The following is a 23,243-nucleotide window of genomic DNA, read 5'->3' as shown; positions in this document are numbered from 1 at the left end:
TTGACCTCCAGTGGATAAATCTCAATAACCACTGCAGCTTAGAACGGTTTCTTCATCCGCTTGTGACAACCCGTACCCGTGTCAAGGTCAATGATTGTCAAAGGTCGGCGAGCGCTGCGCGCACCTCGTCCTTGCTGAGTATTTCGGTCAGCACGACCGGCGCCTTGCCGGGGGCTTGCAGCACGTACACCGGAACGCCGCTGCGGCCTAGTGCCGTCAGGGCCGCCGTGATTTCAGGGTCCCTTCGCGTCCAGTCGGCGCGGAGCATCGCGACGTTCCTGGCATCGAAATCGGACAACAGCTCGGCGTCGGCGAGCGTGCTTCTCTTGTTGTATTGGCAAGTTACACACCAGGCAGCCGTAAAGTCCACGAACACCGGACGGCCAGCCGCCGTGAGTTCGCTCGCACGAGCGGCGGACCAGGGTTGCCAGCGTTCGCCCGATGCAGTCGCCACGGGCTCCGCGGGCCGGACCACATTGCCGCCAATCGCGCCGGCCAACGCCGCCGTGGTCGCGAGCGTCAGGCCCGTCAGCACGATGCGGGTGCGACCACGCAAGGTCAGCGCCCAGACGATGGCCGCCAGACACACCAGCAGGGCCAGCAGCGCACCGGCCCCGTCGATGCCGCTTTGCTGGCCCAGCACCCAGACCAGCCACGCGACCGTAGCGAACATGGGGAAGGCCAGCAGGCGGCGCAGGGTGTTCATCCACGGGCCGGGCTTGGGCAGCAGTCGCGCGACGGCCGGAACGAACCCCGCCGCCAGATAGGGAAGCGCCAGCCCCAGGCCGAGCACCGCGAACATCAGCAGTGCCTGCGCGGCAGGCAGCCCGATCGCGAAACCCAGCGACGCGCCCATGAACGGCGCGGTGCAGGGTGACGCGATGACGACGGCGAGCACCCCCGAAAGAAAGTCGTTCGCCACCGGATGCCGGGCCTGGACGCCGCAGAGCGAGGCCGGCGCCACGTTGCCGAATTCGAAGACGCCGGCCAGGTTCAGCCCGATCAGCGTGAACAGGCCGGCCAGTACCGCAACCACCGCAGGGGACTGGAGCTGAAAGCCCCAGCCGAGCTGGGCGCCCGCCGCGCGCAGCGCGAGCATGGCGCCGCCCAGCCCCAGGCAGGAAAGGATGACGCCGCCTGTGTAGGCCATCGCGGCCAGGCGGTGGCCGCGCCGGTCCTCGGCATGCCGGGTGAAACTGAGCACCTTGATCGCCAGCACCGGAAACACGCAGGGCATCAGGTTCAGCAGCAGGCCGCCGATCAGGGCGCCCAGCAAGGCTGCGACCAAGGTGCCGGTGGGCTGGGTCAGCGGCGGTGGGGCAGCGGTGTTGGCTGCGAGCGCGGCCTGCAGCGCCGGCGACACCTGCGCCCGCGGCGCCACGGTCGGCCACGTACCGCTGACCGGCGGCTCGGCGCGCCAGGCGATGGGCTGGCCGGCTTGCCTGTCCGCTTCCGCCAGCGCGACGACCACCGGCATCACCGAGGGACTGGCGCTGCGCTGGCCGGCGAGCGGCACGGTCGCGGTCCAGGCGTCGCCTTGCCAGGATTGCGTCCAGTCCTTCCCGAGCACGGCGGCGGTGTGGACCACCTCCGGCGTTTCGGGGAAGAACTCCAGCGTCTTGCCACGAGCCGATGACGGCAGCCCGTCGAGGCGGATCTGCAGCTTGTCGCCTGCGATAGCGATCTCGCCGGGCTTGCCGAGCGGCGCGGGCTGCGCGGCCAGGGCCGCATCGAACTCGGCCTTGTGCAGCGCGGTCGAGCCCTGCAGCGGCAGCTTGAGCTGGAACTCGCCTTCCTCGGGGATGCACTCCTTGCGGCAGACCAGCCAGGAGGCCTTCAGCCGCACGTCGAGTTCGGCCGCGCCCGTCAGGGAGGTGGGGGGCTTGAAGTCCGGCGCGATGGTGAGCGGCACCGGCAGCAGCACCGTGCCCTCGTAGCCATAGTTGGCGAGATTGCCGATCGGGATCTTCCTCGGCACCGGCCACGCGATGTCGCCGTTCGATACGCCCGCCGGCAGCGACCAGGCGAGCTCGGTCGGCAGGCCGGAGTCGCCAGCGTTCTTCCAGTAGGTATGCCACTCGGGCTGGTGCGCGATCCGCAAGCCGACCCAGACCGGGGCGCCGGGGGAGACGCCGTCCGGCGCATGGGCGAGGAGTTCGGCCCGCACGTGCGGGGTCGTGACCACCGGCCCGATGCGGGAGGACAACTGCGCCGCAGCCGGCATGCAGGCTGCGAGGGTGGCGAGCAGAAGGCCCGCGAGACGAAGAGGGGAGAAAAGTGCCATGCCGGTCTGTCGGAGCGGGCCGGGCCGGGTGAAGTTCCAGCCTCCCCTCATTGCGCAGGGGCCCATCCGAGCACCACGCGGCGGCTGTTGGCGCTCTTCTTCTCGATCTTGGTCACCACGACCGTGCCGATCTCGCGCGTGTTCGCCACGTGCGTGCCGCCACAGGGCTGGAAATCGATCGATTCGCCATCGCTGCCGATGCGGATCGTGCGCACGGTGCCCGTGCCGCGCGGCGGCTGAACGCTCATGCTCTTGACCAGCGCCGGGTTGGCGTCGAGTTCGGCGTCGGTGATGGCGCCCACGGTCAGCGGAATGCCCGCCTCCACCAGACGGATCAGGCCGGCCGTGAGCGCTTCCTTGTCCAGCGGGTCGGTCATGTGGAAGTCGAGCCGCGCGTACTCGGGCGTGATCGAGCAGCCATTGACCGGCTGCGGCACCAGATGGCACAGCAGGTGGGTGGCCGTATGGAAGCGCATCAGCTTGTGGCGGCGCTCCCAGTCGATGCGCGCGGTCACGCCATCGCCCGGCTCGAGCGCGCTCGGCAACCCGGCTTGCTCCGGCGCCGGGACATGAAGGATGTCGTCGGTCGGCTTGCCCTCGGCATCCTTGGACTTTCGGGTGTCGGCGATGGCGATCTCGCGCCCGTCGGCGAGCACCAACCAGCCGCTGTCCCCGGCCTGGCCGCCGCCCAGCGGGTAGAACACGGTGCGGTCCAGCACGATGCCGTCCTCGTGGATGCGCACGATGCGGGCCTCGCACTCGCGCAGATAGGCGTCGGAACGGAACAGGTCGTCGGTCATCGCCCGATGGTAGCGGCGACGCCACACCGGGGTGCGCCCACGCCAGAAAGCGCCCACAGCCGACAGCCGGGGCCGGTGCGGCCCGATCATCGTTTGAAGCGCGCATCCCATGCGCGCCCCGCCATGGAAGGACCTGGACCATGAGACCCCCCATCCGCATCCCGTGCCGCGCCGCACTGCTCGCTTCGTTGGCCGCCGCCGTGCTGCTCGCCGCCTGCGGAGAGACTGCCCGGCTGCCGCCCGAGGCCGGCATCGGCCCCACGCCGCAACTGCCCACGCCCAACAAGACGCTGATTCCCACGGTGAACATCGCGCCCGCCGTCGGCTGGACCGATACCGCCGGGCCGAGCGCGCCCGAGGGCTTCACGGTGACGGCGCTGGCGCGGGGCCTGGACCATCCGCGCTGGGTGTACGTGCTGCCCAACGGCGACCTGCTGGTCGTCGAGAGCAACAAGCCGCCCAAGCCCGAAGGCGCCAAGGACGGCGGCGACGGACTCTATGCGCGGGTCCGCTCGATGGTGATGGGCGCGGTCATGAAGCGCGCCGGCGCCCAGGTGCCGAGCCCCAACCGCATCACCTTGCTGCGCGATACCGACGGCGACGGCGTCGCCGAGGTGCGCCAGGTGTTCATGCAGAACCTGAATTCGCCCTTCGGCGTCGTGCTGGTCGGCAATGAGCTGTTCATCGCCAACGCCGACGCGCTGGTCAAGGTGCCCTATGCGGCCGGCCAGACCGCCATCACCGCCGCGCCCACGAAGGTGACCGACCTGCCCGCCGGCATCAACCACCATTGGACCAAGAACGTCATTGCCAACCGCGAGGGCACCAAGCTCTATGTGACGGTCGGCTCCAACAGCAACGTGGGCGAGAACGGGCTCCCGGCGGAGGAGGGGCGCGCGGCGATCTGGGAAGTGGACGTCGCCACGGGCGCGAAAAGGATCTACGCCGGCGGCCTGCGCAACCCGAACGGCATGGGCTGGGAGCCCGATACCAACGTGCTCTGGACGGTCGTGAACGAACGCGACGAGATCGGCAGCGACCTCGTGCCCGACTACCTCACCTCCGTGAAGGAAGGCGGCTTCTACGGCTGGCCCTGGAGCTACTACGGCGGCCACGTCGATGCGCGCGTGAATCCCCAGCGGCCCGACCTGGTGGCCCGGTCGATCGTGCCCGACTACGCACTCGGTTCCCACGTGGCGCCCCTCGGCATGGCCTTCTCCAGCGCTCGCGGCATGCCGGCCGAATTCGCGAGCGGCGCCTTCGTCGGCCAGCACGGCTCGTGGAACCGCAGGCCGCTGTCGGGCTACAAGGTGGTGTTCGTGCCCTTCATCGGCGGCCGGCCGAGCGGGCCGCCGGTCGATTTCCTCACCGGCTTCCTCACCGCCGACGAGAAGGCGCAGGGCCGACCCGTCGGCGTGGCGCTCGACAAGAGCGGCGCGCTGCTGGTGGCGGACGACGTGGGCAACGCGGTCTGGCGCGTCAAGAGAAAGTAGCTCCGCGGGCTGCGCCGCGATGGGCGCGGGACCACTAAGATCGCCGCATGACAGCCCCCGCCAGCCGCTTCTGGTCCCAACTCACGACACGCGATTTCGGCGCGCTCGATCCCGCGACGACGGTCGCGGTGCTGCCGCTCGGCGCCACCGAGCAGCACGGCCCGCATCTGCCGCTCAACGTCGATTCGACCCTGGCCGACGGCATCGTGGCGGCAGCCCTGCCCTTGCTGGCGCCGGATCTGCCGGTGCTCTTCCTGCCTACTCAGCAGGTCGGCCTGAGCCCGGAACATGCGCGCTTTCCCGGCACGCTGACGTTGTCGTCCGAGACGCTGATCCGCCTCTGGAGCGAGATCGGCGCCGGCGTGGCCCGTTCGGGCCTGAGAAAGCTGGTGCTCTTCAACGCGCACGGCGGACACACCGGCGCGATGGATATCGTCGCGCGCGAGCTGCGTGCGGCGCACGGCCTGATCGTCTACAGCGTGAGCTGGTTCAACCTGCCGCTCGGCGATGCCGGCGCGCAGTTCAGCGCCGACGAGCATCGGTTCGGCGTGCACGCGGGCGACATGGAGACATCGATGATGCTGGCGCTCGCGCCGGAGCGGGTGGCGATGGATGCCGCGCGCGATTTCGGCTCCACCTCGCGCCAGCGCGCCGCCGACTACGCCATCCTCGGCAACGGCCGCAGCGCCAAGCTCGGCTGGGCGATGGAGGACTACAACCCCGACGGCGCCGCAGGCAACGCCGCCGCGGCAACGGCGGAAAAAGGGCGTGCGCTGGTCCACGCCGCTGCCACCCAACTGGCGGCATTGCTCGCCGAAGTCTCGCGCCTGCCGTTGAGCACGGCCCACACGGAGCCTTTGCAGCCGCTGCGCTGACAGCCGGGCCGGCTCAGCCCGCGATCAACGGCCCCGCGGGCGCGGCATCCTCGATCCTGATCGAGCCGTCCGGCCGCTCGCAGGTGCCGATCAGCAAGCCGCTCGCGATGGCGTGCGCCTTCAGCGCATCGAAGACCTCGTCGCGTCCCGGCGTCGCGGAGAACTCGTACGCGGTGCCCAGCGCGAAAACCTGGAACGCGTAGCGGTGCACGCCGTGGCCCGGCGGCGGATCGGGCGGCATCCAGGCCACCTGGAGGAAGGAATTGCGGCCCGCATGGAGGCCGATTCCGTCCTGATCGGCGCTGGGAAATGCCGCCTCTTGCAGGCTGCCGTCGGCGGCGGGCAGGTCGACGGCGATCGCGTGCACCATCGGATGCGGCGTCGGCGAATCGGCGTCCTCCACCATCAGCACCAGCGAGGCGGCGCCGGCCGGCACGCCGAACCATTGCACCGGCGGCGACATGCCCTCGCCGTCGGCCGTGTAGCGCTGCGGGATCGGCGCGTGGTCGGCGAAAGCCAGGCTGGCGACCGTGATCGAGGCCATTCCCTCGCGCAGGCCCAGCGTGTTGAATGCGATTTCGTCCAGGCCCGCGCGCACCTCGTGCAAGGCGTGGCCGATGGCGTCAGGGAGCTTTTCGAGCATGCCGCAGGTATAGCCTGCGCGCCTCGGAATGTGTGTAGGACGGGAGCAGGAGCAGTCGGCATGCAGGCGGGGCTCCGCTATCATGAAATTGCTACTCGATCACAACCCACAAAGGGAACCTATGAGCATCGTCTGGACCATTCTGATCGGCTTCGTCGCGGGCCTCGTGGCGCGCGCCATCAAACCCGGCGATGACTCGGCCGGCTTCATCGTCACGACGCTGATCGGCATTGCCGGTTCGCTCATCGCGACCTACGTCGGGCAGGCCATGGGCTGGTACACCGCGGGCCAGGGCGCGGGATTCATCGCGTCGGTCGTCGGCGCGATCGTGCTGCTCGTCCTCTACGGGCTGATCAAGCGCAAGTGAGATCGGCGGGCAGCGTGCCGCATGCCGGTCCGCAAGACGCGCAGCCGTCATCATCACTACGTGTACGTGGTCGAGCTGGACGACCGCGTGTGGAACGTGGCGCGCTACCGGCGGGCCAATCCTGACTACCGGCTCGGCATGCCGTTCGTCTATGTGGGCATGACCGGGCTGGACCCGGACGTGCGCTTCGACAAGCACAAGGCGGGCATCCAGGCCAACAGCTTCGTGCGGGACTACGGGTTGCGCCTGCTGCCGGCGCTCTATGAGATGTACAACCCCATGCCGTACGAGGCTGCGCGCGAAATGGAAGTCGAACTCGGCATCGCCCTGAGAGAGGCCGGTTACGGCGTATGGCAAGCGTAGGGACATGCACACCCCCAGGCTTGCGCCATGCCGGCGGCCCGGCGGAGCCGGCTCCGCGGTATTTCCGGAAGGCGATTGAGAGGCACATATGGACCGCACTGCTTGCATCGTGATGACCAGCATCGGCACGGAGGATGAGGCCGAGGAACTGGCGGCGGCCATCGTCGAGGCGCAGCTTGCCGCCTGCGTGCAGATCCAGCGTGTGCGCAGCCTCTATGTCTGGCAGGGCGAGTTGCACCGTGAGCCCGAATGGGTGCTTCACATCAAGACACTCGTTGCGCGCTACGCGGCGCTCGAAGCCTTCATCCGCGAGCGGCACAGCTACCAGACGCCGGAGATCGTGCAGGTTCCGATCACGGCCGGCTCGGCCGACTACCTGCACTGGCTTGCGGCGGGCAGTGCCCCGGCCGCTCAGGAGTAGGTCACCCAGCCCTCGTACGCCGGGCCGTCGAGGTGCGGCAGCGTGTTGTAGGTCACCAGCATGTGGCGCTTGGGCGTGAACGCGAATTCCGTGACCGAACTGTTGCGGATGCGCAGGTTCAGCTCGATGGTGGTTTCGGCGCTGGTGCCCAGCACGTGCCCGACCGCGGTGCTGATCGGACCGCCGCTCGACACCACCAGAACCTTCGCGCCGTGGTGCTTGTCGCGCACGTGGTCCAGCGCGGCGGTCACGCCAGCCAGGAAATCGACGTAGCTGGGCATGCCCCGGGGCTCCGTGCGGCCCTGCATCCAGGCGCCGAGGCCGTCGCGCAGCAGCCTGAAGTGATGGCGGTACATCTCCGGCGTGTCGGGCTTCTGCAGCTTCTCGGGGTGGATGGTCGCAATCACGGCCTCGCTGTCGTATTCGTTGAGGCCGGGCCACGGGAGCACGTCATCGCGCTGCAGCCCGAGCCCCTCCGCGATGCCCTCCCAGGTCTGGCGATGGCGCTTCAGCGTGCCGGTGATGACCGCGTCGAAGCGCATCCCGCGCTCGCGCCAGTACTCGCCGAGCCGCACGGACTGCTTGTGGCCGAGTTCGCTGAGGTTGTCGTAGTCGGCCGCGCCGAAGCTGGCTTGCCCATGGCGCACGAGGTAGAGGGTTCCCATGCGCGGGATTCTGCCAACGGGCCCGGTTCGCGCCCGTCGCGACGGTGACCGATGCTATCGATTTCGTAGCAAATTCGACACTGCGTGCGACGACGGCAACAGAAGTGTAAGAACGTGAGCTAGAAAGTTCTCAATATGTAAGAATGAACACTTTAGTTGACGCCAAATGTTGCGCACAGCGCACACGGCATGTAGCCCCAAAGGACCGCAGGAGCATGAACAAGTCATATCGCAGCGTCTGGAACCACGCCCTCGATGCATGGGTGGCCGTCTCGGAAATCACGGCCACTCGGGGCAAGCGCTCCGGCGGCCTCGTCGCGACGACGCTGGTGCTCGGGCTGGGCGCCTTCGCCGGCCACGGCGCCGCACAGACGGTGAACTACGCTGACGGCGAGAACAATGCGACGCCCTTGGTCGCCGCCCCGCCATCGGCCACGCTCAATACCGCTGCGTCGGTCGCTGCGACCCAGTCGGGCGAGATCAGCGGTACGGGCGGCATCACCAAGACCGGCACCGGCACGCTCGTCCTGACGGGGGCCAACAGCTACCGGGGCGCGACCACGATCAACGGCGGCACGGTGCAGGTCGCCACCGACGCCAACCTGGGCAATGCCGACCCCGGCATCGCGCCGGTGGGCTCGATCGCCATCGACAACGGCACGCTGCGCATCGGCACCCCCCTGCCCGCCACTCCCCCGGCCCCCAGCCCTCCGCCCCCCGTCCCGCCGCCTTTCATCACATCCCGCGCCATCACGCTCGGCGCGAATGGCGGCACGATCGACGTCAATGACTCCGTGTCGAATGCGCTGAACGGCGAGATCTCCGGCACCGGACAGCTCAGGCTCATCAACTCCGGCACGAGCAGCGCCGACGTCCGGCGGCTGCGCATCGACAACGCGGGCAACAACTACCAGGGCGGCACCCGCATCGACGGCCAGACGAATGGGCGCATGAGCGTTTCCACCGGCACCTCGGGCTCGCTGGGCACTGGCCCCGTCGATATCTACACGAACGCCCAACTGGAATTTCTCGGCGCGAACGCGGGGAACCTCGCCATCACCGTGCACACCAGCACGGACTACTTCGGCACGAACAGCGGCATCGAGTTCAATTCCGATATCTACGGCAACGGCTCCAGCGCCGGCACGTCGACACTGAAAATCAACGGTGCCGGGTCGTACGTGATCTTCGGGCGAAATTCGACGGCCGCCGGCTCGACGGTCGAAAGCAACGGCGGGCGCGTCTTCTTCAATGTCAACAGCGACGGCGGCAGCGCCACGGTGCGCAACAACGCCGGACTGATCTACCTCGCCAACACGCCCGACCTGAGTGGTGCGACGATCGAGAACCGCGCGGGCGGCAGGCTCTACATCCACGCCGTGGACACCTCGGTGTCCGTCGGTTCACTGTACGGCGACGGCGACGTGACGCTGGGCTCGAAGAACCTGACCGTCGGCGCCTTGAATCGCCCGAACGACGTGATCAATGGCGTGATTTCCGACCAGGGGCCCGCCAACTATCCCGCCAATCCTCCCTCCGACCCGACGGCGCCGGTCCTTCCATACAACTACATGATCCTCGACGCGGGCGGCTCGCTGACCAAGGTCGGCGTCGGCACGCTCACGCTCGGCGGCGCCAACACGTACACCGGCCTCACGACCGTCAACGCCGGCACGCTGCGCGCCGGCGCAGCGGATGTCCTGAGCGCCCGGTCGGGGCATGTCGTGGCGTCAGGCGCCACGCTGGACCTCGCCGGCTACAACCAGACAGTCGCCTCCCTGACGAACAGCGGCACGGTCTCGCTCGCGGGCGCTGCGCCGGGCACGACGCTTCGCGTGACCGGCGCCTACGTCGGGAACAACGGCACGCTCCGGCTGGCCTCCCGGCTCGACGCCGCGGGAACGTCCGACCGCCTGATCCTCGACGGCGGCTCGGCGAGCGGAAACACCAACGTCCAGATCACCAACATCGGCGGCCTCGGCGGCCAGACGAGCGGCAACGGGATCGAGGTGATCTCGGCAATCAACGGCGCCACCACGACGGCGCAATCGACGCGCAGCGCCTTCGCACTGAGCGGAGGCCACGTGGACGCAGGCGCGTTCGAGTACCGGCTGTACGCGGCCGATGCTGCGGGCGCGGGCGAGAACTGGTATCTGCGCTCGCAGGTCATGCCGCCGCCTCCGCCTCCGCCGCCCCCGCCGCCGGCCCCTCCGGCCCCGCCCGCGCCTCCGGCGCCTCCAGCACCGCCAGCACCGCCAGCCCCTCCTGCGCCACCGGCGCCACCGGCGCCACCTGCTCCGGCGCCGGCACCCGCACCGGCCCCGACGACGGCATCGCCGGCGGTCGCGGCGCCTGCAGCTTCGGCGGCGCTGACGGCAGCACCCGCGCCGCGGCCAGTGACGGCCTATCGGGCCGAAGTGCCCATGCTCGCGGCGGTGCCCGCCCAGCTGCGCCAGAACGACATGGCGATGCTCGGCAACATCCATTCCCGACTCGGCGACGATGACGCCAGCGCGCCGGCCGTCGCGAGCCTCTCGCCGGTCGCCGGTGCGCTGACGACCGACCGCCACGCCTGGGCGCGGGGCGTCTACAGCGACGTCGACATCCGCCAGGACGGGACCGTGAACCCCTCCACGCAAGGCCATGTCAGCGGCGTGCAGGCCGGTACCGACCTCTACGTGTCTCCGCTCGGCGACTGGCGCGCCGGTGTCTATGTCGGCACGCTCGACGGCAATTCCGACGTGAGCGGCCTGGCCAGCGGCCTGTGGCGCGCCGTGGGAAGTACCGACACGCGCTCGCGCTACTTCGGCGCCTATGCCACCTACGCCAACACGACCGGCTTCTACGCGGACACCGTGCTCCAGTACGGATCGCAGCGCTACACGATCCAGCCGCTCGGCGGCTTCGAGGCTTCGGGCAAGGGCAACAGCCTGCTGGCGGCGATGGAGGTTGGCCAGGCCTTCGCGCTCGGCAACGGCTGGACCCTCGAGCCGCAGGCGCAGTTGGTCTACAGCCATGCAAGCCTCGACGACATGGTGATCCAGGGCGCGCTCGTGCAGCAGGACAACCTGGACAGTTGGACCGGCGGCCTCGGCGTCCGGGTGAAGGGCGACTTCGCGACTTCGGCCGGGCGCCTGCAGCCTTACGCCCGCGTTGCGGTGATCCACGGCACCGGCGGCAACACGATCGCGCGCTTCATCGGGCCCGCGGCATTCACCGACATCGCCAGCGCGGCCAGCTACACCTCGATGGAATTGGCGGGGGGCTTCACCCTGGCGCTCTCGCGCAGCGTGAGCGTCTACGGCGAAATCGGCAGGCTGTTCAGCACCAGCGGCGACACGGAGGTGAAAGCCTCGGTCCAGGGCGCTGTCGGGATGCGCGTGCGCTGGTGATGCTTCGCCGCGGAGCGCGGCACCGTTGCCGCGCTACTTGCGATCGGTCATCGCGATGCGTACGGCCAGCCCCGCGAGCACACTGCCCATCACGTAGCGCTGCGCGCGCAGCCAGCCCTCGCTCTGCGAGAGAAATGCCGTGATGCTCGCCGCGGTCAGCACGAGCATCGCGTTGACCGCGCCGCTCACGCCGATCTGCACCGCGCCCAGCGCCAGGCTCTGCAGCAGCACGGAGCCGCGTTCCGGATGCAGGAACTGCGGGAAGAAGGACAGGTAGAACATCGCCACCTTCGGATTCAGCAGGTTGGTGAGAAAACCCATGCTGAAGAGCTTGGCCGGCGGATCGTCCGGCAGCAGCCGTGCCTCGAACGGCGCGGTGCCGTTCGGCTTGACTGCCTGCCAGGCGAGCCAGAGCAGATACGCCGCACCGGCCAGGCGGATCGCATCGAACGCGAAGGGCACTGCGGCCAGCAGCGCCGTCAGCCCCAGCGCCGCCGCCATCAGGTGCACCACGAAGCCCAGCAGCACGCCGGCCAGCGAGACTAGCCCGGCCGCGCGGCCCTGGCACAGCGTGCGCGACACGCAATAGATCATGTTGGGGCCGGGCGTCAGCACGAGCACCAGCGCGGCGAGCGAGAACCAGGCGAGTTCGGTGGCGCTCAGCATGTTCAGATTCCTCCGGATTCAAGTGTGACGGTGCCGCGCGGCGTGTCGAACACGGCGCGCAGGCGCGGTGCGCCGGTGGCCAGCGACACGCCGGCAAGGCCGATGGCCTGGAGCGCGACTTCGAGATCCGTCTTGCGCGGATGGGCGAGATCGAGCGAGCGCAGCGTGATACCGGAATCGCCCATGCTGTCGGTCGGATGCACTGGCCCCCATTCAATGAGTGTCGGCAGCGCGCCGTAGAAGAGCCGCTGGCCGTCGTCGCGCACCGTGATCTGCCACGACAGTCGTCCAGCTGGCGTGTCGCGCGATGCTTCGAGCACCTGGCCCCGATCGATGCGCACATGGGCCAGCGCCTGCACGGCGGCAGCGGCATCGGGCACCTCGGCGACAAAGTGGATCAACCGCGGTCCGCCACGCGCCAGCGCCGCTTGCAGCAGGGCGTCGTCCAGGTCGAACCAGCGACGCGCGTCGACGGTCCGCGCGGGTCTGGCCTTCGGATCGATGGCGATGATTTCGAGATACGCGCGCGGAAAGTCTGCTGTCGCCACCTTGATCAGCCGGTTGTGCGTGCCCATCAGCGGATGCGCGCCGCCCGGACCGGGCTCGATACCCAAGGTGGTCCGGCACCAGCGCACGCCTTCGTCGAGGCTGCGGGCCGCGATGACCAGGTGATCGACGCGCGCGTTCATGGCGCGGGCTCCTAGATCGCGACCGTACCGTCGATGCAGGTCACCGACGAGCCGCCGACCCACACCTGCCCGTCGGCGTCGCGGGTGACGTGCACGCGACCCGAGCGACCCAGCGTCTGGCCTTGGGCGGCGACGTAGCGTTCCGGCATCTGGCCGTCGGCGATGAGCCATTGCGCGAGGCTGGCGTTGAAGCTGCCGGTGACCGGGTCTTCCTCGATGCCGACCGGCGCCGCGAAGACGCGCACTTCGATGCCGGCGGGCGCTTCCTCGGTGCGCGCGAAGGCGCGGGCCTCGCGATTGGAGCGAACGATCAGCGGAGGCGAATCGTCCGTCGACCAGATCCCCGCGACGCCGACCTTCTGGCCCAGCTCGCGCAGCATGCGATGGTCGGGTTTGAGGGCGAGCACCGTGTCCGCGTCGTCCAGCAGGAGGCCGAGCCAGACCGGACCGTTGTCGAGCAGCTGCGCGGCGACGATCTGCTGGGCCTTGAGGCCGAGCGCCGCCGCGACCTTTGCCAGCAGCGTGGGGCTCGGCGCACTGCGGCGCAGCGGCGGGGCGGCAAAGACCAGCCGCTCGCCTTCGCGCTGGATCGGCACCAGTCCCTGCGCGCACTGCTGCACGATGTGCGAGCTTGACTTCGGCTTGCCGCCGGCCTGCAGCCAGGCATGGCAGCTTCCCAGCGTGGGGTGGCCCGCAAACGGCAGTTCGCCGCCGGGCGTGAAGATGCGCACCCGGTAGTCTGCCGTGGGCTCGGTGGGTGGCAGCAGGAAGGTCGTTTCCGAAAGATTCGTCCACTTGGCGAACCGCTGCATCTCGGCGTCGTCGAGGCCGGAGCCGTCGAGCACCACGGCGAGCGGATTGCCGAAGTAGGGCGTCGACGTGAAGACATCGACTTGCTTGAAAGGGCGGGTGGTCATCGGTTTCATTCCAGAGCAAGGTCGAGCACGCCGCGCGCGCCCGCGCGGATGCGCAGGTCGCCGAACCAGCGCTCGACGTTCGGCCAGATGGGCCGGGTGTATTCGGTCTGCGGCAGCCCGAACCAGCGGTGGGCCTCGCAGCCCACCGGGATGTCGGCCATCGTGAAGTGCTCGCCCAGCATGAAGGTGCGGGTCGAAAGGTGGGCGTCCAGCATCGCGAACAGCGGCTCGGTAGCGTTGACCGACTTCGCGATCACCTCCGGATTGCGCTGCGCCGGCGGCGTCCGCACCCATTGCCTGAAGGCGCTGGAGCCGGCCGGGTTGAGCGTGGTCTGCTGCCAGTCCATCCAGCGCTCGGCGTCGAAGCGCTCGGACAGCAGGTCGGGGTAGAGCCTGCCCATCGAATGCTTGGCGCAGAGATAGCGCACGATCACGTTCGATTCCCAGAGCGTGACGCGCTCCTCGCCCTCGCCGTCGTCGATGGCCGGCACGAGGGCATTCGGATTCAGCCGCTGGTATTCGGGCGTCTGTACCACGCCGAACCGGCCGCCGGCCTCCGTGCGCTGGAAGTCGAGCCCGAGTTCCTGCGCGCACCACACCACCTTGCGAACGTTGATGGAGCTGATGCGCCCCCAGATGTTGAGCATGTCAGAACCCTTTGGATGGACGATCGATGAAGAGGAGACGCAGCGCCAGCGCAACCATCACCGTGGCCAGCAAGCCACGCTGGAAGCCGGCGGCGCGACGGCGCTGCAGCCAGCGGCCGATCTGGCCGCTGCACGCGCCGAGCATGGTATTGAACAGCAGCCCGGCGAGCGAGAGCGAGATGCCGAGTTGCAGCAGTTGCATCGGCACACTGCCGCGCGCGGGCGAGACGAACTGCGGCAGGAACACCATGAAGAACAGCAGCGCCTTCGGATTGACCAGGTTGTTGAGCCAGGCCATGCGCACGACGCGCCAGAAGCTCATGGCATCGGCGCGGCCCTGCAGTCGTTCATCGCCGGTGCGGATCGCCTGCCAGGCGAGCCAGAGCAGGTAGAGCGCTCCCGCATGACGCAGCACATCGAAGGACGGCGGCCACGCGGCCACGAGCGCGGTGATGCCGGTCGCGGCGCAGAGCGTGTGCACCAGGTCCGCGCCGGCGATGCCCAGCCCGGCGGCGAAGCCCGCGCGCGGCCCCATGGCGATGCCATGGGAGAGGACGAACGCCATGTTCGGTCCCGGCGAGAGGAACAACGCCAGCACCGCGAGCAGGAACAGCGAGAGCGTGCCGCCGTCGATCATGGCGTGAGGAGGTCGATGCGCATCGCTGCTCCGTGATCGGTTCCGGCTCAGGCAGGGCTCGCGGCCAGCTGACTCTGCACCTCGGCGGCCGCGTTGTGTGCCAGTTGCTCGCGCAGGACTTCGGCCAGCGCGGCGATCGCGGTGTCGATCTCGTCGACGCTCGCCGTCACGAAGGACAGGCGCATCGTGCGCGGATCGCTGGCGCCGGCGTAGAAGGGTGCGCCCGGCACGAAGGCCACGCCGCGCTCCACCGCCTTGGGCAGCAGCGCGACGGTGTCGATGCCTTCGGGCATGCGTACCCACAGGAACATGCCGCCGGCCGGCTGGGTGAACTCGACCTGCAGTCCCTTCATTTCACGCGTGAGCGCGGCCAGCATCGCATCGCGCTGGTGCTTGTAGAGCTTGCGGATGGTGGGCACGTGGCGAGCCAGGAAGCCGTCCTTCATCACTTCGGAAACCATGCGCTGGTTGAAGCTCGGCGTGTGCAGGTCGGCGGCCTGCTTGGCCTGCAGCAGCTTCGGGTAGATCGCCTTGGGAGCGACCATGAACCCCAGCCGGAGGCCGGGCGCCAGCACCTTCGAGAAGGAGCCGAGGTAGATGCAGCCCTCGGGGTTGCGCGCCGTGAGCGGCAGGGGGGGCGCTTCGTCGAACCAGAGTTCGCCGTAGGGGTTGTCCTCGACGATCGGCAGCCCGGCCTTCGCCGCCGCCGCGGACACGGCCGCGCGGCGCTCCTCGGTCATCGTGCGGCCGGTCGGGTTCTGGAAGTTGGGCAGCAGGTAGACGAAGCGAGCGTCCGGGGCCTTGGCGACCAGGTCGTCGACGACCACGCCCTCGTTGTCGCTGGCCACGCTGACCGGCTCGGGCTCCATCGGCGAGAAGGCCTGCAGCGCGCCGAGGTAGGTGGGCGTTTCGACCAGCACGCGGCTGCCCGGGTCGAGCAACACCTTGGCAATCAGGTCCAGGCCCTGCTGCGATCCGGTGGTGATCAGCACCTGGGCGGGGTCGACCGCCCACGGCAGCATTTCCACGACGGCTTCACGCAGCGGGCCATAGCCCTCGCTCGCGGCATATTGGAGCGCCGCCTGGCCGTCCTTGTGCAGCACCTCGGCGCAAGCATCCGCGAAATCGCTGATCGGGAAGGTCTTGGGCGAGGGCAGGCCGCCGGCGAGGCTGATGATGCCGGGGCGCTCGGTGACCTTCAGGATTTCACGGATCACCGAAGGATTCATCTTTTCGGCGCGGGCGGCGAGTTTCCAGTTCATGTTGTTTCCTTGAATGTGCGATGGGTTATCGCGAGGCCGTCGCGAGAGCGGCCGGATGGCGCGGCTGGGAAAGCTTCTTCCCCGCGACCACCGTGGCGACCACGGCGGCGGCGAAGCCGAGGGTCACGACGTCGAGGGGCTCGCCGAGCAGCGGCACCGCGGCGAGGATCGAGAGAAAGGGTTGCAGCAACTGGGTCTGGCTGACACGCAGCGCACCACCCATGGCAAGGCCGCGATACCAGGCGAAGAAGCCCACCCACATCGAGAATACGCCCACGTAGACGAAACCGACCCAGGCGGACGGGGCGACCGGCTGCTGCGGCCACAGCCACAGCGTGCCCGGCAGCGAGATGGGGAGCGCCAGCACGCAGACCCAGCAGATCACGCGCTCGGCGCCCAGCGCCGGCGTGACCTGCGCACCGTAGATGTACCCCAGCGAAGCCGCAAACACCGCGGCTACCAGCAGCGCGTCAGCCCATTCGAAGCCGAAGCCGGAACCGTGGCTCTCGGCGCGCAGCAGCGAGAACACCACCACCAGCAGGCTGCCCGCGATGGCGCAAAGCCAGAACCCCATCCGCGCGCGCTGGTGCAGCACCCATGCGGCGCACGCCGCCGTCACCAGGGGCAGCAGCGCGGTGATCACCGCCGCGTGGCTGGCGCTCACGACGCGCAGCGCAAAGGCCAGAAGCAAGGGGAAGCCGATCGCGTTGCCGAGCACGGCCATGCCCAACGGCTTCCATTGCGCTCGCTTCGGCAGGGGCGAGCGCGTGGCGAGCAGGAAGATGGCCGACAGCAAACCCGCCAGCGCCGCGCGGCCGAGCGTCAGGAACCACGGGGAGAGTTGCGGAGCGGCCTGCGTGCCCGTGGCGAGCCGCGTCATCGGCAGCGTCACCGCGAAGAAGGCCACGCCGAGAACGCCGAGCCACATGCCGAGCGTTTCGTCCTTGATCTTCATACGCCGAGCATCCACCAGGCAGTCAGCACCAGGACTGCGGCCATCGCACGGTTGAACCACAGGAGGCGCCGCCCCTGCGCCAACCAGTTGCGCAGCAACGCGCCGGCCAACGCGTAGGCGAAGTTGCTCGTGAAGGCGTAGACCAGCATGACCGGCGCGACGATGGCGAAACGCCGCAACGCATCCGGCTGCCCGGCGATCCAGCCCGCGACCAGCGTGAGGGCCAGCAGCCAGGCCTTGATGTTGAGGAACTGCAGCATCACGCCTTGCTTGAATCCGACCCGGAGCTGTTCGCCTTCGGCCTGGCCGAGCGCTGCGCTGCCGCTGAGCTTCCATGCCAGCCACAGCAGGTAGACGATGCCGAGGGCCTTGATGAGCCAGCGCAGCGAGGGCACTGCGACCACCAGCGCGCCGATGCCTGCGGCGCACAGCGCGAGCAGCAGGGTCCAGCCTACGGGCACGGCGATCACGAAACGCATCGCACGCGGCAGGCCGCCGTTGGCGCCGAGGGCGGTGGAAAGGGTGGTGTTCGGCCCTGGCGAAAAACTCATCGCCGTGGCCAACACCAGCAGCGCAGTGAATTCTTGCCAGTTCATAGGACACACTTTAAACTGATGACCATTACAGTTCCAGTACAGATTGCCGAACATAGGGTGAGACTGTATCGGTCTGGGGATTGACACAGAACTCGGACGCGCATGCTGACACGCACCTCTACCCAGTCGCTGACGGAGCAACTCGCCGACCGTTTCGCCGAGCGTATTCGCAACCGCCTGCTGGCGCCCGGGGCGCGCTTGCCTTCGGTGCGCGAGTGTGCGCGGCAGCAGGGCGTGAGCCCGCACACGGTGGTCGCGGCCTACGACCAGTTGCTGGCGCAGGGGCTGGTCGAGGCGCGGCGCCAACGCGGCTTCTTTGTGCGCGACTCGATCGCCGCCAGCGGCGGGCCGGCCTTGTCGAGCATGAGCCTGGTCGTCCAGCCGCCGGCGCCCCAGATCGTGGCGGCCGATGCGAGCACCCTGATCCGCGGCATGTTCCACCGCCCGAGCGACAAGCCGCAGCCCGGCATGGGCGTCTTCCCTTCCGAATGGCTGGATTCGACTTTCATGCCAGCCGCCGTGCGCCGCGTGACCAACACCAAGGCCTTGCGGGAGTTCTCGCTCCAGTACGGCGAGCCCGAAGGGGATGGCGGGCTGCGCCGCAGCCTCGCCACCAAGCTCGGAAGCATCAACGTGCCGGCCGGACCGAAGCAGATCCTGACGACGGTCGGCGCTACCCATGCGCTCGATATCGTGAGCCGGACCCTGTTGCGCGCCGGTGACCCGGTGATGGTCGAGGAGCCGGGCTGGGCGCTCGAATTCGCGCGCCTGGAAGCGCTGGGCATGCGCATCCTCCCCGTGCCGCGCAAGGCCGACGGTCCCGACCTCGAGGTCATGGAGCGCTACTGCAACGCGGGCGAGGGCCACAAGCCCAAGCTCTTCGTGAGCGTCAGCGTGCTGCACAACCCGACCGGCTACAGCCTCACGCCGGGCAGCGCCCACCGCGTGCTCCAGCTTGCCAACCGGCACGACTTCCACATCGTCGAGGACGACACCTACAGCCATCTCGCGCCCGAGCATGCGACCCGGCTCAGCGCGCTCGACGGCTTGCAGCGCACGATCTATGTCAGCGGCTTCGCGAAGATCCTTGCGCCCAACTGGCGCGTCGGCTTCCTCGCGGCATCGCCCGAGTTGGTCGGCCGCCTGCTCGAAACCAAGTTGCTCGCCACCTTGACGACGCCTTCGCTGTTCGAGAAGGCCTTGGCCTGGTGCATCGATCAGGGGCAATTGCGTCGGCATGCAGAGCGCGTCCGCCTCCGGCTCGACGGAGCGCGGGGCCGCACGGTCAAGCTCGCGCTGGCAGCGGGCTGCAAGCTGGCGTCGGAGCCCGCAGGACTTTTCGGCTGGGTCGACACCGGCGTCGATACCGACGCGCTCACGCAGCGCATGCTCGACGAGGGCTATCTTCTGGCTCCGGGCTCCCTGTTCCATGCCAGGAGGCCGCCGAGCACCTTGATGCGCATCAATTTCGCGACCGCCCAGGACGCGACGTTCTGGAAGGTGTTCGCGCGGGTCAGGGACCAGCAGGCCTGAGGCCGGCCGCGCCGGTGGCTACAGGAGCCGGTCGGGTGCGAGCGGCCCGAACATCTTGAGCATCAGCCGGAGACTGGCGCTGGCGTCAGGCTCGGTGGTCGTGTCCTGGAGTCCGCTGCCTTGTGGGGCGCGCCAGATCAGTTGCCCCTCATTCCGCTCGACGCGCCATGCGCCTTCGCGCAACGCCGTCTCGATCTTGCCGGCCGCCACGCGGGAGAGTTCGTCGCTGCGGATCAGGAGCGCAATCTCGGTGTTCTGCAATTGCGAGCGCAGGTCGAGATTCATCGAGCCCACCACCAGCAGGCGGCCGTCCATCACCAGCGCCTTGGAATGGAGCATCGAGCGCGACTGGCCCGACATGTTGCTGCCGGAACTGCCGAAGGCGCTGCCCAGGCCCGCCTGCTCGCTGCGCAGTTCATAGAGCTCGATGCCCATGGCCAGCAACTCTTCGCGATGACGTGCATAGCCGACGTGGGCCACGGGTGCGTCGTTCGAGGCCAGCGAGTTCGTCAACACGCGGACCCTGACGCCGCGCGCGCGTGCGGACGCGAAGGCCTGCTTCATGTCGGGGCCGGGGACGAAGTAGGGCGAGATGATGAGAAGGTCGCTGCGGGCCTGGCCGATCAGTTGAAGCAGGCCTTCGACGACGGTGTCGCCGGTCGCGGCCGTGTCGGCGGCAACGTCGAGCGAGTTGCCCGGCCGGGCGCCGGACGGTCGGCCAGTCTGCCGCGTCACCACGAGTCCGGGAGCCTTGCCGGCGTCGGGGCCCGAAGTGGCGCCGTCTGCCGGGATCTTGCCTGGCCGGTCGACCAGCACGACGGCCGGCGCCCACACGAAGTCGGCCGTGCTCAGGTCCATCGCTTTCTGGTCCCAGGCGTAGGCGCGCTGTTCGGGCGTAGGGGCTTCGCCTTCCGGGCGCTGCTCGCCAGCGGCCGGTGCGGACGACCCGTCCGCGGCGCCGGAATTGCCCTGTGCCGCATCGGCTTTCCTGGCGCGGGCACGCATCTCGTCGAGTTCCTCTCGCGTGACGAGCGACTGGACCGGATAGGCACGCTCGTTGTTCCAGTAGGCGTCGAAGCTGCGCGACAGGTCCTGCACGATCGGTCCCGCCACCAGGACGTCGAGATCGATGAAATTGGCCTTGCTGCCGTTGCCGAAGTAGGCGTCGCCGAGGTTTCGCCCGCCCGTCACGGCCAGCACGTTGTCGGCGATGAAGAGCTTGTTGTGCATCCGCTGCTGGATACGCGACGCGTCGTCCAGCGAGTTGAAGAGGCGCCCCACCGTCGATGCCCGGGCGCCTGCGAGCGGATTGAACATCCGCATCTCGATGTTGGGCTCGAAAGCGAGGCGCATCACGAGCGCGTCGCGGCCGGTGCTGTGGAAATCGTCGAGCAGGATGCGCACGCGCACACCGCGCCGCGCCGCGTCGCGCACACCGATGAGCAGGCGTGCCGTGCTCGCGTCCGCGTGGATCGCGTAGTACTGGAGATCAAGGGTCTTCTGAGCGCCTTCCACGAGCGCGAGCCTGCTGCCGTAGGCGGCTGGGGCACCGTCGAGCAGCATGAAGCCGGAGTCGAAGCGTCCCTTCGCGGCCGCCCTGCGCTTCTGCACGACCGACGCCAGCGGCGTGTCCGCAACTGCAGGGGATGTCAGCGCGTTGGAGACCGGCCGGTCGACGTTCTTCGGAAGCTCCGCGCATGCGGAAAGGCACAGCACCACCCCTCCAATCGCGAGGGAGCGCTGCAACAGGACGGCGAAGCGCCGGAGGAATGACGACATGCGGCGGAGGGGGGAAGCCTGGGTGCCGCATATATAGCGCAGCCCGGACGCGCCGGGCGTCGGACAAGAACGCCGCTAGCCCTGGCGCGCCGTGCCGAGTTCTTCCCAGCGTTCGAGTGCGGCGAGCAGTTCGTCGTCGATGCGGGCATGGCGCTCGCCGAGCTCGGCTGCGCGCGATGCGTCGGTGGCGTAGATGGCGCCGCCGTCGAGTTCGAGGATTTCGGAGATGCGCTTCTGCTCGTCTTCCAGGGCGGCAATTTGCGCGGGCAGGGTTTCGAGTTCGCGCTGCTCCTTGTAGCTGAGCTTCTTGCGGGTCGTGCGGGCGCCGGCGTCCGCCGCAGGCGCGGGTGCCGGCGCGGGAGCCGTGACCGCGACCGGCGCCGACGCAGCCGCGCGCTGTTCGGCGAATTCTCGCGCGCGCTTCGATTGGGTCAGCCAGTCCTGCACGCTGCCTTCGTACTCGCGCCAGCGGCCATCGCCTTCGAACGCGATCGTGCTCGTCACCACGTTGTCCAGGAACGTGCGGTCATGGCTCACGAGGAAGACCGTGCCGTCGTAGTTCTGCAGCAAGTCCTCGAGGAGTTCGAGCGTGTCGATGTCGAGGTCGTTCGTCGGTTCGTCGAGCACCAACACGTTGGCGGGGCGAGCGAACAGGCGTGCCAGCAGCAGCCGGTTTCGCTCGCCGCCGCTGAGCGATCGAACAGGCGAATGCGCACGCGCGGGCGAGAACAGGAAATCCGCCAGGTAGCTCTTCACGTGCTTGCGCTGGTTGCCGATCTCGATCCACTCGCTGCCGGGGCTGATGAAATCCTCCAGCGTGGCGTCGAGGTTCAGCGCATTGCGCATCTGGTCGAAATAGGCGACCTGCAGGTTGGCGCCGCGGCGGACCTTGCCGCTGTCGGGTTCGAGTTCGCCGAGGATCAGCTTGAGCAGGGTGGTCTTGCCGGCGCCGTTCGGCCCGATCAGGCCCACCTTGTCGCCGCGAAGGATCGTGCCGCTGAACTTGCGGATGACCGTCTTGTCGCCGAATGCCTTGGTGGCGTCCGTCAGCTCGGCGACGATCTTGCCGCTGGCCTGGCCCGAAGCGACGTCCATGTTGACGCTGCCCAGGACTTCGCGGCGGGCGGACCGGTTGGCGCGGAGTGCTTCGAGACGGCTGATCCGGCTCTGGCTGCGCGTGCGGCGGGCCTCCACGCCCTTGCGGATCCAGATCTCTTCTTGCGCCAGCAGCTTGTCGGCCTTGGCGTTGATGATCGCCTCCTGGGCAAGCTGCTCTTCCTTCTGAACAAGGTACTGCTCGAAGTTCCCTGGGTAGGAGCTGAGCTTTCCCCGATCCAGTTCGACGATGCGCGTGGCTACACGGTTCAGGAAGCTGCGGTCATGGGTGATCGTCACCACGCTGCCCTTGAAGTCGATGAGCAGTTGCTCGAGCCATTCGATGGAATCGAGGTCCAGATGGTTGGTCGGCTCATCGAGCAGCAATACGTCAGGGGCGGCCACGAGGGCTTGTGCGAGTGCCACGCGCTTGCGGGTGCCGCCTGAGAGAGAACCGATCCGGGCTGCGCCGTCCAGATGCAGGCGATGCAGTGTCTCGTCGACACGCTGCTCCCAGTTCCAGGCATCGAACGCTTCGATCTGGGACTGCAGCGCATCCAGGTCGAGCCCGGGAGCGCCGGACAGATACTGGTCCCGGATCGCGATCACCTCCGCCAGCCCTGCACTGGCCGCGGTGAACACGTCGGCTTCCATATCAAGAAGAGGTTCCTGCGCGACGTAGGTGACGCGCAAGTTCTGCTGGACTTGCAGCGTGCCGTCGTCGGGCTTCTCCAGTCCTCCCAATATCTTGAGGAGCGAAGACTTGCCCGCCCCGTTGCGGCCGATCAGGCCGATGCGCTCCGATTCAATGAGAGAGAAGTCCGCATGATCGAGCAGCGGGACGTGACCGAACGCGAGTTGGGCGTCGAGGAGTGTGATGAGTGCCATGTGGCATCAATTATCCGATCGGGCAGTCGATTCTTGGCATATACTCGTGGGCTCGGCTAAGAACGCGAAAGCTAGATCTGTCAGGCGGCCTCCAAGGCCAGCTGACGAAGCCAAGAAAAAAATCCGAAGAGGTTGACGAAGTTTGAAAAAACCAGTCATAATCCAAGGCTCAGCAGAAAACGACTCGCTGAGTGGCTCCCGAAGGGGGTTGCGAAGGGAGTCGGAGGAAGCTGAGAAAAAAGTCCTTCGGGCTTGACGGGATTGAAAAAATCGTGT

Annotated in this window: 21 protein-coding genes; 7 read left to right on the top strand and 14 right to left on the bottom strand. The window is 68.4% G+C overall.

Translation table 11 applies throughout. From position 1 onward, the window contains the following. Positions 1-97 precede the first annotated feature (97 nt). Together QTH97_RS27075 and QTH97_RS27070 are read right to left on the bottom strand one after the other, a co-directional pair. On the bottom strand, positions 98-2,284 hold the full coding sequence (locus QTH97_RS27075; protein WP_444813476.1) for a protein-disulfide reductase DsbD family protein: 2,187 nt from the start codon (positions 2,282-2,284) through the stop codon (positions 98-100). A gap of 47 nt (positions 2,285-2,331) precedes the next feature. After that, on the bottom strand, positions 2,332-3,084 hold the full coding sequence (locus tag QTH97_RS27070; RefSeq protein ID WP_286571619.1) for an alanyl-tRNA editing protein: 753 nt from the start codon (positions 3,082-3,084) through the stop codon (positions 2,332-2,334). A 140-nt stretch (positions 3,085-3,224) separates the two neighbouring features. Here QTH97_RS27070 and QTH97_RS27065 point away from each other — a divergent pair, with 140 nt between their 5' ends. Next, positions 3,225-4,577 (top strand): PQQ-dependent sugar dehydrogenase, encoded by a 1,353-nt coding sequence (locus QTH97_RS27065; RefSeq protein WP_286571618.1) that lies wholly within the window; start codon positions 3,225-3,227, stop codon positions 4,575-4,577. 47 nt (positions 4,578-4,624) lie between these two features. Next, positions 4,625-5,452 carry a creatininase family protein gene (locus QTH97_RS27060; protein ID WP_286571617.1) on the top strand — a complete coding sequence of 276 codons (828 nt, stop codon included), beginning with the start codon at positions 4,625-4,627 and terminating at the stop codon, positions 5,450-5,452. Between the two features lie 13 nt (positions 5,453-5,465). On the opposite strand, the gene QTH97_RS27055 is transcribed toward QTH97_RS27060, so the two are convergent. Then, a complete protein-coding gene (locus tag QTH97_RS27055) occupies positions 5,466-6,095 on the bottom strand; it encodes a YbhB/YbcL family Raf kinase inhibitor-like protein (RefSeq protein WP_286571616.1) in 630 nt (209 codons plus the stop codon). 121 nt (positions 6,096-6,216) lie between these two features. Here QTH97_RS27055 and QTH97_RS27050 point away from each other — a divergent pair, with 121 nt between their 5' ends. The 3 genes from QTH97_RS27050 to cutA all read left to right on the top strand — a co-directional run bounded on the left by QTH97_RS27050 (position 6,217) and on the right by cutA (position 7,246). After that, positions 6,217-6,462 carry a GlsB/YeaQ/YmgE family stress response membrane protein gene (locus tag QTH97_RS27050; RefSeq protein ID WP_286571615.1) on the top strand — a complete coding sequence of 82 codons (246 nt, stop codon included), beginning with the start codon at positions 6,217-6,219 and terminating at the stop codon, positions 6,460-6,462. A gap of 21 nt (positions 6,463-6,483) precedes the next feature. Continuing rightward, positions 6,484-6,825, top strand: a complete 342-nt coding sequence (locus QTH97_RS27045) for a hypothetical protein (RefSeq protein WP_286571614.1) — start codon at positions 6,484-6,486, stop codon at positions 6,823-6,825. An 88-nt stretch (positions 6,826-6,913) separates the two neighbouring features. Then, positions 6,914-7,246, top strand: a complete 333-nt coding sequence (gene cutA / locus QTH97_RS27040) for a divalent-cation tolerance protein CutA (protein ID WP_286571613.1) — start codon at positions 6,914-6,916, stop codon at positions 7,244-7,246. On the opposite strand, the gene QTH97_RS27035 is transcribed toward cutA, so the two are convergent. After that, positions 7,237-7,911: a histidine phosphatase family protein gene (locus QTH97_RS27035; protein ID WP_286571612.1), complete on the bottom strand. Its 675-nt coding sequence runs from the start codon at positions 7,909-7,911 to the stop codon at positions 7,237-7,239. The genes cutA and QTH97_RS27035 overlap by 10 nt on opposite strands. A gap of 215 nt (positions 7,912-8,126) precedes the next feature. On the opposite strand from QTH97_RS27035, the gene QTH97_RS27030 reads away from it, so the two are divergent. Next, positions 8,127-11,303, top strand: coding sequence for an autotransporter outer membrane beta-barrel domain-containing protein (locus QTH97_RS27030; protein WP_286571611.1), 3,177 nt, complete (start codon positions 8,127-8,129; stop codon positions 11,301-11,303). A gap of 33 nt (positions 11,304-11,336) precedes the next feature. Here the strand turns inward: QTH97_RS27030 and QTH97_RS27025 are convergent, their stop codons facing one another. The 8 genes from QTH97_RS27025 to QTH97_RS26990 are packed head-to-tail and all read right to left on the bottom strand — an operon-like array spanning position 11,337 to position 17,672. Continuing rightward, the gene (locus QTH97_RS27025) at positions 11,337-11,969 is read right to left on the bottom strand and encodes a LysE family translocator (protein ID WP_286571610.1); all 633 of its coding nucleotides are present in this window, start codon (positions 11,967-11,969) and stop codon (positions 11,337-11,339) included. 2 nt (positions 11,970-11,971) lie between these two features. Beyond that, positions 11,972-12,658 carry a VOC family protein gene (locus QTH97_RS27020; RefSeq protein ID WP_286571609.1) on the bottom strand — a complete coding sequence of 229 codons (687 nt, stop codon included), beginning with the start codon at positions 12,656-12,658 and terminating at the stop codon, positions 11,972-11,974. 11 nt (positions 12,659-12,669) lie between these two features. Then, a complete protein-coding gene (locus QTH97_RS27015; protein ID WP_286571608.1) occupies positions 12,670-13,575 on the bottom strand; it encodes a PhzF family phenazine biosynthesis protein in 906 nt (301 codons plus the stop codon). A 5-nt stretch (positions 13,576-13,580) separates the two neighbouring features. Continuing rightward, positions 13,581-14,222, bottom strand: a complete 642-nt coding sequence (locus tag QTH97_RS27010; protein WP_286571607.1) for a glutathione S-transferase — start codon at positions 14,220-14,222, stop codon at positions 13,581-13,583. 1 nt (position 14,223) lies between these two features. Continuing rightward, positions 14,224-14,859, bottom strand: coding sequence for a LysE family translocator (locus tag QTH97_RS27005; protein ID WP_286571606.1), 636 nt, complete (start codon positions 14,857-14,859; stop codon positions 14,224-14,226). 47 nt (positions 14,860-14,906) lie between these two features. Next, positions 14,907-16,121 (bottom strand): aminotransferase-like domain-containing protein, encoded by a 1,215-nt coding sequence (locus tag QTH97_RS27000; RefSeq protein ID WP_286571605.1) that lies wholly within the window; start codon positions 16,119-16,121, stop codon positions 14,907-14,909. Positions 16,122-16,146: 25 nt separating this feature from the next. Further along, on the bottom strand, positions 16,147-17,076 hold the full coding sequence (locus QTH97_RS26995) for a DMT family transporter (protein WP_286571604.1): 930 nt from the start codon (positions 17,074-17,076) through the stop codon (positions 16,147-16,149). Beyond that, complete coding sequence (locus QTH97_RS26990) at positions 17,073-17,672, bottom strand: LysE family translocator (protein ID WP_286571603.1); 600 nt, start codon at positions 17,670-17,672, stop codon at positions 17,073-17,075. Before QTH97_RS26990 ends, QTH97_RS26995 begins: the two co-directional genes overlap by 4 nt. A gap of 102 nt (positions 17,673-17,774) precedes the next feature. Here QTH97_RS26990 and QTH97_RS26985 point away from each other — a divergent pair, with 102 nt between their 5' ends. Continuing rightward, a complete protein-coding gene (locus tag QTH97_RS26985; protein WP_286571602.1) occupies positions 17,775-19,205 on the top strand; it encodes an aminotransferase-like domain-containing protein in 1,431 nt (476 codons plus the stop codon). An 18-nt stretch (positions 19,206-19,223) separates the two neighbouring features. On the opposite strand, the gene QTH97_RS26980 is transcribed toward QTH97_RS26985, so the two are convergent. Further along, positions 19,224-20,984, bottom strand: coding sequence for a phospholipase D family protein (locus tag QTH97_RS26980; RefSeq protein ID WP_286571601.1), 1,761 nt, complete (start codon positions 20,982-20,984; stop codon positions 19,224-19,226). Positions 20,985-21,059: 75 nt separating this feature from the next. Next, on the bottom strand, positions 21,060-22,967 hold the full coding sequence (locus tag QTH97_RS26975) for an ATP-binding cassette domain-containing protein (protein ID WP_286571600.1): 1,908 nt from the start codon (positions 22,965-22,967) through the stop codon (positions 21,060-21,062). Positions 22,968-23,243: the final 276 nt, after the last annotated feature.

Origin of the sequence: Variovorax gracilis, assembly GCF_030317115.1 — a bacterium.
Taxonomy (GTDB): Bacteria; Pseudomonadota; Gammaproteobacteria; order Burkholderiales; family Burkholderiaceae_C; genus Variovorax; species Variovorax gracilis.
Note: the sequence above shows the minus strand (reverse complement) of the source record. Positions and strands in the feature narration are given on the sequence as shown.